The organism is Paenibacillus sp. NPDC056722, assembly GCF_042790635.1.
Classification (GTDB): domain Bacteria; phylum Bacillota; class Bacilli; order Paenibacillales; family Paenibacillaceae; genus Paenibacillus_AQ; species Paenibacillus_AQ agri.
Genome location: NZ_JBHTYV010000003.1, coordinates 161,942 through 174,045, shown reverse-complemented (window position 1 = coordinate 174,045; position 12,104 = coordinate 161,942). Strand labels below are relative to the sequence as shown.

10 protein-coding genes and 1 pseudogene are annotated in these 12,104 nt (G+C 46.0%); 10 read left to right on the top strand and 1 reads right to left on the bottom strand.

Features of this window, described 5'->3' with window-relative positions; genetic code table 11:
* Positions 1-67: 67 nt before the first annotated feature.
* The 7 genes from dxs to spo0A all read left to right on the top strand — a co-directional run bounded on the left by dxs (position 68) and on the right by spo0A (position 7,994).
* Positions 68-1,972 carry a 1-deoxy-D-xylulose-5-phosphate synthase gene (gene dxs, locus ACFRAM_RS09385; RefSeq protein ID WP_379465655.1) on the top strand — a complete coding sequence of 635 codons (1,905 nt, stop codon included), beginning with the start codon at positions 68-70 and terminating at the stop codon, positions 1,970-1,972.
* A 47-nt stretch (positions 1,973-2,019) separates the two neighbouring features.
* Positions 2,020-2,919 (top strand): TlyA family RNA methyltransferase, encoded by a 900-nt coding sequence (locus ACFRAM_RS09380; RefSeq protein ID WP_379465654.1) that lies wholly within the window; start codon positions 2,020-2,022, stop codon positions 2,917-2,919.
* A gap of 65 nt (positions 2,920-2,984) precedes the next feature.
* Positions 2,985-3,458, top strand: coding sequence for a hypothetical protein (locus ACFRAM_RS09375; RefSeq protein WP_175373062.1), 474 nt, complete (start codon positions 2,985-2,987; stop codon positions 3,456-3,458).
* 29 nt (positions 3,459-3,487) lie between these two features.
* Positions 3,488-3,937, top strand: coding sequence for a transcriptional regulator AhrC/ArgR (ahrC, locus tag ACFRAM_RS09370; RefSeq protein WP_175373063.1), 450 nt, complete (start codon positions 3,488-3,490; stop codon positions 3,935-3,937).
* 55 nt (positions 3,938-3,992) lie between these two features.
* A complete protein-coding gene (gene recN, locus ACFRAM_RS09365) occupies positions 3,993-5,735 on the top strand; it encodes a DNA repair protein RecN (RefSeq protein WP_379465653.1) in 1,743 nt (580 codons plus the stop codon).
* Positions 5,736-5,833: 98 nt separating this feature from the next.
* Positions 5,834-6,976 carry a SpoIVB peptidase gene (gene spoIVB / locus ACFRAM_RS09360; RefSeq protein ID WP_379465652.1) on the top strand — a complete coding sequence of 381 codons (1,143 nt, stop codon included), beginning with the start codon at positions 5,834-5,836 and terminating at the stop codon, positions 6,974-6,976.
* Between the two features lie 199 nt (positions 6,977-7,175).
* Positions 7,176-7,994 carry a sporulation transcription factor Spo0A gene (gene spo0A, locus ACFRAM_RS09355; protein WP_175373065.1) on the top strand — a complete coding sequence of 273 codons (819 nt, stop codon included), beginning with the start codon at positions 7,176-7,178 and terminating at the stop codon, positions 7,992-7,994.
* Between the two features lie 213 nt (positions 7,995-8,207).
* Here the strand turns inward: spo0A and ACFRAM_RS09350 are convergent.
* Positions 8,208-8,599: pseudogene (locus tag ACFRAM_RS09350) on the bottom strand (P-loop NTPase family protein).
* A gap of 258 nt (positions 8,600-8,857) precedes the next feature.
* Between ACFRAM_RS09350 and ACFRAM_RS09345 the strand changes: the two are divergent.
* The 3 genes from ACFRAM_RS09345 to ACFRAM_RS09335 all read left to right on the top strand — a co-directional run bounded on the left by ACFRAM_RS09345 (position 8,858) and on the right by ACFRAM_RS09335 (position 12,101).
* Positions 8,858-9,703: an amidohydrolase family protein gene (locus tag ACFRAM_RS09345; protein WP_379465651.1), complete on the top strand. Its 846-nt coding sequence runs from the start codon at positions 8,858-8,860 to the stop codon at positions 9,701-9,703.
* Positions 9,704-10,942: 1,239 nt separating this feature from the next.
* A complete protein-coding gene (locus ACFRAM_RS09340) occupies positions 10,943-11,464 on the top strand; it encodes a matrixin family metalloprotease (RefSeq protein WP_379465650.1) in 522 nt (173 codons plus the stop codon).
* A gap of 13 nt (positions 11,465-11,477) precedes the next feature.
* On the top strand, positions 11,478-12,101 hold the full coding sequence (locus ACFRAM_RS09335) for a hypothetical protein (RefSeq protein ID WP_379465649.1): 624 nt from the start codon (positions 11,478-11,480) through the stop codon (positions 12,099-12,101).
* Positions 12,102-12,104: the final 3 nt, after the last annotated feature.

Genomic DNA, 12,104 nt, shown 5'->3' with positions numbered 1-12,104 from the left:
AGCCGTTTCGTTTGTGTTATAATGGGATTTATATATTTTACAACAACTAGGAAAGCGGGGAATACACGTGCTGCTTCCACAAATAAATGAGCCTGCGCAGTTGAAAATGCTATCAATCGAAGAACTCGGTGTTCTTGCGGAGGAAATTCGTCATTTCCTGATTGAAAAGCTGTCTGTAACCGGAGGGCATCTTGCATCTAACTTGGGAGTCGTGGAGCTCACGCTGGCCCTGCATTACTGCTATGATAGTCCCTGGGACAAAATGATATACGACGTTGGGCATCAGGCTTATGTCCACAAAATATTGACTGGTCGCAAGGATCGCTTCGATTCGCTGCGCAAGCACGAGGGGCTCTGCGGATTCGTCAAGCGATCTGAGAGTGAGCATGATGTCTGGGAAGCCGGACATAGCAGCACCTCGTTGTCAGCAGCCATGGGCATGGCGATGGCCCGGGATTTGAAAGGCGAAGACAACAAGGTGATCGCAGTAATCGGCGACGGAGCTTTGACAGGCGGTATGGCTTTTGAAGCACTGAATCATATTGGACACGAAAAGCGTAAACTAATGGTAATTCTGAACGACAATGAAATGTCCATTGCGCCGAATGTCGGAGCGATGCACAATTATTTGAGCAAGATCCGTTCAGACCGCCACTACTTGCGCGCTAAAGACGAAGTTGAAGGACTGCTCAAGAAAATCCCTGCCATCGGGGACCGCCTCGCCAAGACGGCGGAGTGGGTGAAGGACAGCCTTAAATATATGATGGTTCCTGGTGTTCTCTTTGAAGAGCTGGGCTTTACTTATCTTGGACCTGTAGATGGCCACGATCTGGAGAAAGTGATCGAAGCTTTCCACCAGGCCGATAATGTCAACGGCCCTGTGCTTGTGCATGTGCTTACTACGAAGGGTAAGGGCTACAAGCCAGCGGAAGCCGACTCTTATAAATGGCACGGGATTTCTCCTTATAAGATCGAATCCGGCCAGGTGCTTAAAGCGGTCGGCAATCCGATGTACACCGAAGTATTTGGCAAAACGCTAATCGAGCTGGGCCGTGAGGATAAACGTCTGGTTGCCGTTACGCCTGCAATGCCAGGCGGATCTGGACTGTTCCCGTTTGCCAAGGAATTCCCGGACCGGATGATTGATGTCGGCATTGCTGAACAGCATGCTGCTACTCTTTGTGCTGCATTGGCGATGGAGGGTATGAAGCCGGTATTCGCGGTCTATTCCACCTTTATGCAGCGGGCCTATGACCAGATTGTGCATGATATTTGCCGTCATAATGCTAATGTCATGTTCGCGATCGACCGGGCCGGCTTTGTCGGCGCCGATGGGGAGACACATCAAGGGGTGTATGATATTGCCTTTATGCGCCATATTCCGAACATCGTGCTGATGATGCCTAAGGATGAGAATGAGCTGCGCCATATGATGAAGACGGCGATAGAGTATAATGACGGCCCGATTGCTTATCGTTATCCACGGATCAATGGCACGGGTGTTTCTCTTGATGAAGAGCTGCACACCATACCGATTGGTACCTGGGAACGGGTGCGTCCGGGAGATGAATACGCGGTTGTAGCCTGTGGACCAATGATCCAGCTTGCAGAGGAAGCAGCAGAGCTGCTGAAGCGTGAAGGTATTCAGGTTGGCGTGGTCAATGCGCGTTTCCTGAAACCGATGGACAACTCGATGCTGCTGGACCTCGCTCATGCCGGAACAAGCATGGTCGTACTGGAAGAAGCAAGTCAAGCCGGCAGCTTGGGCAGCGCTGTGCTGGAATTCTACGCGGAGCATGAACTATACGATGTCAGAGTTCACCCAATGGGTGTGCCGGACATTTTCGTGGAGCATGGTTCGATCAAAGATCAGCGCCAGGTTGCGGGACTTACCGTTGAAGCACTGTGCAAACGTATCAAGTCGATGATCGCTCTGCGCGCCTTTTCTTACAAGAACACTTCGTCTTCCTGAGAAGACCGGAAGCTGCAATTGCATCCTTTGTACAATGGGAGATGACCATGGAACACCGTAAAGAACGGATAGATGTACTGCTCGTGGAGCAGGGGTATTTTGAAAGTCGTGAAAAAGCCAAGGCCGCCATTATGGCTGGCCTAATTCTCGCGGATGAAGAGCGGATCGAGAAGCCGGGCATGAAGGTGCCGCGCGAATCCGTGCTGAAGGTCAAAGGGGCTGTCCATCCTTATGTTAGCAGAGGTGGATTGAAGCTGGAGAAAGCGCTCCGTACCTTTGGGATTGATCTTACCGGACGGAATATGCTGGATATTGGTTCTTCCACCGGAGGGTTTACGGACTGTGCGTTGCAGAATGGTGCCAGTCATGTCTATGCCATTGATGTCGGCTACAACCAGTTGGACTGGTCGCTGCGCAACGATGAACGGGTGAGTGTTATGGAGCGGACCAACTTCCGTTATATGACGCCCCCGGACCTTAAGGGGCCAGTGCCCGATTTTGCCAGCATCGATGTATCATTCATTTCCCTCAAAATCATTCTCCCTCCGCTGATGGCGCTGTTGAATCGTCCGGCAGATATTGCCGCGCTGATCAAGCCGCAGTTTGAAGCAGGCCGGGAGAAGGTTGGGAAGTCGGGCGTAGTTCGTGAGCCTGCTGTACATAAGGAAGTGCTGGTCAATGTGCTTTCGATGGCAGCCGGACTGGGCTATAGTCTTCAGAACCTGACTTTCTCGCCGATTACTGGCGGTGAGGGCAATGTGGAGTTCCTGGCTCACTGGCGGCTTGAGCCGGTTAGCGAGTCTGCGGCAGTGGAAGTCGGAGAACCATCTGCAATTGTGGAAGCTTCGTCTGCTGACGTCAGCTTTGCTGTGCTGGCCGATAAGGTCATCAAGGAGGCTAACGCCACATTTAGTGTCAATACAACTCATGGAAACTCACGACGGTGAGTTTCTTTTGTCATTGGGGAGGATTTTGCAGGGGGACGCGCGAATAAATCTCCGAGGTGATGGATATGGCAGGTAGCTCTGACAAGATCGTCATGACGGTGATTGGGATCGCGGTTGCCATTGGCTTGTTATACAGATTGTATGTATGGCTGGAGGGCTCTCCGCGTTCATTAATAAAAGATAAGATTCCGATAAATAAGGATATTCTCCCGCACCCGGCCATCGATTATCTGGAAGAGGCTGGGTACGAGGTGATTGGCGGCAAATTGAAGATTCCTCTGTCATTCCGGGTCAATGGAGCGGCGATGTACAGCAGGATATTTATCGATTATGTTGCCGCCAAAGAGGACGGGTCCTTCTATATGGTGATTCTTGCCCGCCCCCGCAAGCCGCTGGATTTCACCGGCAGCGGGCTGCGTGATTATTTGCTGCCTTATCTGCTGATCTACCCCGAATGCAGCGGTGTGCTGTATGTCAATATGGCGGCTGCGGCAATCCATGTGATTGAGCTCGGTAAAGACGATGGTGAATCCAATTAAGCTTAATTTTTTAAATACGGGAGGCAACAATGAAGGGACAACGACATATCAAGATTCGTGAAATTATTACGCAAAAGGAAATAGAAACACAGGACGAGCTAGTTGAAGCACTGCGCGACGCCGGTTTTCAGGTAACCCAGGCTACGGTGTCTCGTGATATCAAGGAACTCCTGCTGATCAAGGTGCCGATGGATGACGGCAGATATAAATATTCACTTCCAACAGACCAGCGTTATAATCCGGTTCAGAAGCTCAAGCGCGTGCTGGTGGACAACTTCGTACAGATTGATTTTTCCGGTAATCTGGTTGTAATGAAGTGTTTGCCCGGTACGGCAAATTCCGTCGCCGCTTTGATCGACAATATTGATTGGCCGCAGATTATGGGAACCATTTCCGGGGATGACACCATCCTCATTATTTGCCGCCAGCCCGAAGACAGCAAAACGGTGATTTCGCAGATTATGGGTTATATTTCGTAATCGTAAAGCATTAATCAACAGCCAATGGCATGACTTTTCGGAGGTGTTTCTTTTCGTGTTAGAAACGTTATCAATCCGCAATTTGGCCGTCGTGGAGGCGGTGGATGTTCATTTTTTCCCTGGATTTCATGTGCTTACCGGTGAGACCGGTGCAGGTAAATCCATTATTATTGATGCGCTGGGGCTGATTGCAGGCGGACGCGGGTCCGGTGATTCCATTCGTTACGGATGTGAGAAGGCGGAGATGGAAGCCTTGTTTAGTCTGCCCAGCAGTCATCCGGTGTGGGAAACGCTGGACAGACTGGGCATCGGGGCACAGAAGGAGGAGCACCTCATCATCCGGCGTGAGATCACCTTGCAGGGCAAGAGTACATCACGTGTGAACGGACAGATGGTCAACCTCAGCATGCTGCGGGAAATAGGGGAACAATTGGTCAACATCCACGGCCAGCACGAGCATCAGAATCTGCTGAAGGCGGAACGCCATCTCGGATTGCTGGATACTTACGGCGATGCGATTATTGGGCCGCTTAAAGCGGTGTATCAGGAGCGGTATACCGCTTTTGCTAAGGTGGAAAGAGAACTACGGGAATTACAGGAATCCAGTCAAAAGGCATACCAGATGCTGGATTTGTATCGTTTTCAACTGGAGGAGATTTCTTCGGCGGCCTTAAAACCGGGAGAAGATGAATTACTTTCCGAAGAAAGGGTCAAACTATCCCACAGTGAGAAAATGATGGATTCCGTATCAGGTGCATACGAACTGCTGTATGATCGTCAGGGACTGGAATCGATTGGAAAAGTCATTTCAAGGCTGGAAGATGCCGTTCGTTATGATGAAAAAGGCTTGAAGAGCATTCTGGAGCAGCTGCAGTCTTCCTATTATCAATTGGAGGATGCGGCCTTTCAGCTTCGCGACTACCGTGAAGATATCGAATTCAACCCACAGCGGTTGGAGGATATCGAGAACCGGTTGGACCTGATTACCGGCTTGCGCCGCAAGTATGGGGACAGTGTAGAGCAGATTCTGGCTTATTATGAACAAATTCATCGGGAAACCGATTTATTGGAGAATAAGGACGAGTATCTTGAGAAATTGACTGCGAAGCGAGATGAGCTGCTTGCAGTTTTAATGGATGCAGCTGTTGAGCTAACCGAGGCAAGACGGATCTGTGCGGACGATCTGGCAACCCAGGTGGAAGGCGAATTGAAGGATCTGCAGATGGAGCGGACCTCACTCAAAGTCAGATTGGAGACGCTCGAGGACCCACGGGGTATTGAATATCAAGGCCAGCGTATTCGCTTAACGAGACAAGGGATCGACAGTGCGGAGTTCATGATCTCCCCAAACCCCGGGGAGCCACTGCGCCCACTCGGCAAAATCGCCTCTGGCGGTGAGCTGTCGCGGATTATGCTGGCGATGAAGAGTATTTTTGCCCGGACCGACGCCATTCCTGTACTGATCTTTGACGAGGTGGATACCGGTGTAAGCGGCCGTGCAGCACAGTCCATAGCAGATAAGCTGTTTAAGCTGTCTTCTTCCTGCCAGGTGTTCTCCATTACTCACTTACCACAGGTTGCTTGCATGGCCGATCATCAGTACCTGATCCGTAAAAAGGTGGAGGATGAGCGGACCATGACCGAGGTAGAAGCCCTGACCGAGGATGGACGGGTAAAGGAGCTGGCCCGGATGTTGGGTGGCGTGGAAATTACCGAAAAGACACTGCATCATGCGCAGGAAATGCTTAATCTGGCGGGGGCCAGCAAGGCTGCGCAGGGTAAGCGGGACAATGATTGACAGTAATAAAAGCCTGGGGGCAAGGTTATCTTATAGGTACGCAATTGGCGACCACCTTTTTCGTCAAGCGAAAGAAGCAAAAGGGAGCGTGACAGCCATTGAAGCCGAACCTCAGGAAGTTAATGCCCGGCCTTTTACTTGCCTTCTTTCTCAGTTTATCAGGCATAACGGGACCCGTCACAAGCTTTGCCTCTTCACCAGAGCGTGAGCCTAACCAGGCCAAAATGGTGCAGAAGGGAATTGATCCGGAGCTAAAGGTTATTCCGGGGGGACAGACGATTGGTGTGAAGGTCAAATCTGCAGGCGTGCTGGTTGTCGGGCATCACATGGTCCAGACTGCACAGGCCTCCAAGATTTCACCTGGCGAGAACAGCGGGCTGCTGCCCGGAGATCTGATGACCTCGATTGACGGTGTGAAGCTGGATGAAGTGTCCAAGGTAGCCAAGCTTGTGGAGCGTGCCGGTAAAGCAGGCGAATTCCTCAATATTGTGTTTAAACGGGGCGGCAAAGAGCATACCGCCAAGCTCAAACCCGCCTACGACCGTAATGACAAGGTGTGGCGCCTTGGACTTTACATCCGGGATTCAGCAGCAGGGGTAGGTACCCTGACCTTTTATGCTCCCCAGCAAGGAGTGTATGGTGCACTCGGGCATGTCATCACCGACATGAACACAGGGACACCCATTGTTGTCGGCAGCGGCCATATTGTGCAGTCCAGTGTAACCTCGATTTCCAAGAGCCAGGACGGCGATCCCGGTGAGAAAAGAGCTCATTTTCTCAAGGAAAGCCAGGTTCTCGGAAACGTGGAGAGCAATACGGATTTTGGCATCTTCGGCAAAATGGATCGTAACCCGGAACACAGCCTCTACAAAGAGCCGATTCCGATTGCACTGAGCAATGATGTGAAAGAAGGACCGGCGCAGATCCTGACCGTTGTAGACGGCCAGCAGGTGGAGCGTTTCGATGTGGAGATCATTCATGTAGCTAAACAGCAGGTTCCAGCCACGAAAGGTTTGATTCTGCGGATCACCGATCCTCGTCTGCTCGACAAGACCGGCGGGATTGTACAAGGAATGAGTGGTAGCCCTATTGTGCAGGAAGGCCGTCTGATCGGTGCAGTCACCCATGTATTCGTGAACGACCCTAAATCCGGCTACGGCTGCTTTATCGAATGGATGCTTAGGGACTCCGGAGTAGCCAGTCAACAAAATAGCTTCCCACAATATCTTAAGGCCATCTAGCCTTAAGATTTTTTGTCGAAGCTGACCGAACTACATCGAACCTTGCAATAAAATATTTAATTATAATCTAACCCCGAAAAAAAATAAAGAAAAATAATTTTCGACAGAAGGAAATTCAATCCAGATGTCGAAAACGTAAGGGAGAGAAGACAAAATTGTTATTTTCGAATAGCAGGTATAAATAAGGAGGAAGCAGCCAGTGCAGAATATTGAAATATTGTTGGCCGATGATAACCGGGAATTTACGAACTTGCTAGCCGAATACATTACAGAACAGGAAGACATGACTGTAACGGGCATCGCGTACAATGGGGAAGAAGTGCTGCATATGCTTAGCGAAACACGTAAAGTTCCCGATGTCCTTATTCTTGATATTATTATGCCTCATTTGGACGGACTGGGTGTGCTTGAGCGTCTACGCGAAATGGACCTGAATCCGCAGCCCAAGATCATTATGCTGACGGCTTTCGGGCAGGAGAACATTACTCAAAGAGCTGTGCAGCTGGGGGCATCTTATTATATTTTGAAACCGTTCGATATGGAAGTTCTTGCGAACCGGGTGCGTCAGTTGGTGGGAGTCCAATCTAATATTACCTCTTCCTCTTCTTCCGGTATGTCGGGCTTCACGGCTTCAAGATCTAATGTGGTGCCATTATCCAAAGGTAAGAACCTGGATGCTAACATCACCTCCATCATCCATGAGATCGGCGTACCAGCCCATATCAAGGGATATCAGTACCTGCGTGAGGCGATCACCATGGTGTACAACAACATCGAAATCCTGGGTGCCATCACCAAAACGCTCTATCCGGCCATCGCTGAAAAGTTCAAAACCACACCTTCCCGCGTTGAACGCGCCATCCGCCACGCCATCGAAGTGGCCTGGACCCGTGGTAACATTGACAGCATCAGCCACCTGTTTGGCTATACCATTAATATCTCCAAATCCAAGCCTACTAACTCGGAATTTATTGCGATGGTAGCTGACAAGCTGCGCATTGAGCATAAGGTGTCTTGAAAGGGTAAGGAGGAGTGAGGGGTAAGGGATTGTGGGTGTTGGAAGGGTGTTTACAGGTAACATAAAGATACCGATAAATATCCGAAATGGCATGTTCAAAACCGATAAATGTTTTTAAGAAAATCTATTACTAACCGCTGTTTATTGGGTTCTTAAAATCCAACGAATGGCGGTTTTTTGTTGTGATGGACTTCGATTTTCAAGTGGACAATTTCATGTTATTTGTTCCTCTAAAAATTGTTCAACTTCTTTTGGAGATTTTAAGATAATGATTACCCTTTCTTTAGCCAAATTTTCTAAACTTATTAAAATTCCTGGTTTTTTAGTACGCATATTGTTCTTGGAAGATCAAGAAAGATAATTGTATCAGCTGCATTAAGTTTTATCTACATTGTTCCGCTATAATTCCCGTCAATAATCCATTTTTGCTTCTTAACCAAATCATTTTGCACTATTATTTGTTCATCTTTTGGTACACTAACCCAATTAGGCTTCCAAAAAAGCGAATCGAGATGATATACATCTATCATTAACTTTGCTCCTAATTGCTTCGCTAAAGTTGATTTTCCAGAGCCTCCTGAACCGATAATTGCAATTTTATTCATATAACACCTCCTGATGTGGTCAAAACTGTTCCACTGGAATTAAAACCTTCAATAATGCTTCTCTCAAAGTAATTTAAATAGAAAAATAAAGAAACTCTATTAGACGCTTCAAATAGCACAATGTTAGAGTTAAGTATGTAAAAAAATCAAACTAATTACATGTGAATTATAATTATTTACCGTGCATGATTCCAACGTTATATCCGCAACAGCAGATCAGCAGAATAAATTTAGGAAAAGGACGGAGGGTTAACAACTATGATCATTGATTTTCGTATGAAGGCGCCGATTCCCAAATGGGAGAAGCTGTTTGCAGACGGCAAGGACGTTGTTAGAGACAGCAGCAAGCTGCGCAACGTCGTCTCAGTACCTTCAAACACTCTTGATGAGGTGATTGGGGAACTCGACCTTCACGGCATAGATTACGCGGTCATAATGGGACGTGGCAATGAGCTGGGCTCCTCGAATGAGGAGCTTGCAGATTTTCTGAGAAGTCCCCTGTCCACACGCTTCATTGGCTTTATTGGTGTAGATACGCCCTACGTCGACGAAGCAGTAAGAACGATTGAAACCTACGCCGCTACGGGGCTGTTCCGCGGGGTGGCTCTCAACGCATCCGTGTTGCTGCCGCATTTACCAGTAGGCGATCCTGCTTGGGACCCTATTTTCATAGCCTGCGCAAAACATAAGTTGCCGCTTGCGCTGACGCTGAGTGTTTATCTGGGTGTGACTGGACCACGGCAGAACTATGATTTCGCTAGACCTAGCCAACTGGTTAGAGCTGCTCAGGCGTTCCCGGATTTAAACTTTATTATCAACCACGGAGCTTGGCCATTCGTCAATGAAGCAATCGGCACCGCTTCTTACCTGTGTAATATTTATATATTGCCTGACCTGTTTGTTCGATTCCCGGACGGAGAAAAGTATCTGGAAGCTGCGAATTTCCATTTATCGAACCAAATCCTGTATGGAAGTAATTATCCCAATGTTCCGTATGAATTCACACTAGATAAAGTGAAGAATTGGAACTGGGATGAGGGGGTACAGCAGAAGTTTTTTTATGAAAATGCTGCTAAACTGCTGGGATTGCCTGTTCATGAGTAGCAATTGACGCCATGCAGAACAAGTTTGTGTTTAGTGCTTATGTAATTATTTCAGGAGTGGTGTCATCAGGTTCGAAATAGTAAAGTAGCTTGGATGTTTTCTAAGAGATAAGTAATAACTAGTAGTATATCTAACAAGTGAATCAACTAGTAATAAGGAGGAGTGAGGGGTACGAGATTTTAATGATTGGATAAATATCACATTCAGTATATAAAATCGATAAACTTTTTCCATCTCACCCGATAAACTATTTTGGTTTATTGGGTTTTGTTTTGTGGGGAAAAGAGATGGAGGAATAAGATGAATTTATCGGATCTGGAATTTTTCCTGGAGGATTCTTTTAGCCTATTGTTAGAACAAAATTTATCACGAAAAATGATTAGCTCTTATGAACATTCATTGAAATTATTCATTGCTTATTTGAAAAACAAACATGATGTGGATTAAGTGAAGGAAGTTCGAGTAGGACATAAGGATCGGTGAATGTTTGAGTTTTTTTGTTGATGATATCGATCTTGAAAATAAAATGATCCTTGTGACTAGAACGAAAGGTCAATAAAAGAAAGCTATGTCTACCTCTCAAATTTGATGCAAAGAGAACTAAAAAGATCGAATATAGGGAAACCCTGTTACTTTTCCCAACTACAAAAGGAATAGATTCATGCATCCAATCGAAAGGCCTTGCTTCATCAGCGGGGCTAAATATGTCTAAGGCTAGTTCCGGGAATTAGCGTGGGAAAATGGCGCTCAGCAAGCGCGGTCCCCTCGCCTCCGTCAGTTTCTCTATGACATGACGATGTGTATGGTTATGGCCAATCCGGAAGTTAGAGTCCTGCACCGCATTAATGTAGATTTGAAAAAGCTCAAGAAAATGAAATCTATTATAAATCTATTTAGTAAAGTGGTCCGAATGCTTGTTAACCTGGCCAACAGCAGTGAAGTTCTTTGTTCAGTTAAGACATAGGTGTGAAAATCGTTAGGGGCGACATGAAGACGTGCAACAATAAGAGTATTAATTCATATGAAATTATTGTTTCCTTAGTATAGGAATGAAAAAAGAAAATATAAAATACTATTACAAAATAAGACAATTAATTCTATTTTATGCAGACTATAAAGATATATTATATGTAATAAATAGGAAAATAATCTCATGTTTTGTGATAAATGGAATGATAAACTTAACTTAGAGTGCGGCGCCACACTAGGTTCATATCATAATTAAGGAGATATAATTTTATGAAAAAAGTAGTTTCATTTTTTTGTGCTTTAGCCATTGCTCTACTCGCAATACCATCGAGTAGCTTTGCCTATACGTATTCAGATAACGGGAAACCCTTCACAGATAAAAATTTCACATATTATACGATACTATCAGCCAATTATATTGGCCCAGCAAAAGCCGCTATGGCAGACTGGGCATACGCTGTGAACGCTAGTTATACACAGACTACTAATGCTTCTTACGAGATCCATTTTGCGGACAATGACTATGGAAATACGGATTGGAATGCAACGACAAGCCATCATCGTGTTAATTTCAGTAGCTATGATTACATGGATGAAGTTAAAGCTAATAGGTACTGGATGGGAAGTATGAGTGCGGTTCAACGTGAAGGTGTTTTCGGGCATGAACTTGGTCATGTATTTGGTCTAGGACACACAACTAATACCTATACATTGATGTGTACTTCTTTAGATGGTAGACAAGTTGTAACGCCACAACTTGATGACATCAATGGTGTTAATTCATTATATTAAATTGGAGGTTATTATGCTAAATATCATAAAGAAGAGTGCTTTGATACTTTTTGCACTTCTGTTAGTGGTAGGAACCACATATTTTATAACTGATTTAAATCAGACAAGTGCTGAATATGCTAAGCCTATAGTCGCAAATAATACAGAAAAACTTGATGAAAATAATAATGAATCCAATGAAACTGAGATAGTTGTTTATCACGGAGATTTAGCTTTTAACTATACTACCGTTCAAGATATAACGTATGACTCTGATAGTATTTATGAAGTTTCTGTTACCAATACAAACTCATTTGAGTACAAAGACATTGTGTTTACTTTATCTGAAGCGAGTGTAAATAATCTTTTCAAGGGCGAAGATATCAGTACTGTTAAAATACTTGAAACAGGAGGAACTCTTAATAACGTCGAATATCTATTTGAAGAAGGCGGTGTACTAAAGCCTGGAGATACAGCAATCGTTTATTTAAAAAAATATATTGGTCCAATTCCTGAAGCACAAGGTGCATACGTTATTTCGGGAGTCTACCAAGGCAAATTTGATATGGATAAATCCACAAAGAAACTCACACCTGCCGCCACTGAACAGGAGGAATTAAGTGAAGTGCAATGGCTTTCTGACTTGAATTTAGAGTAATGA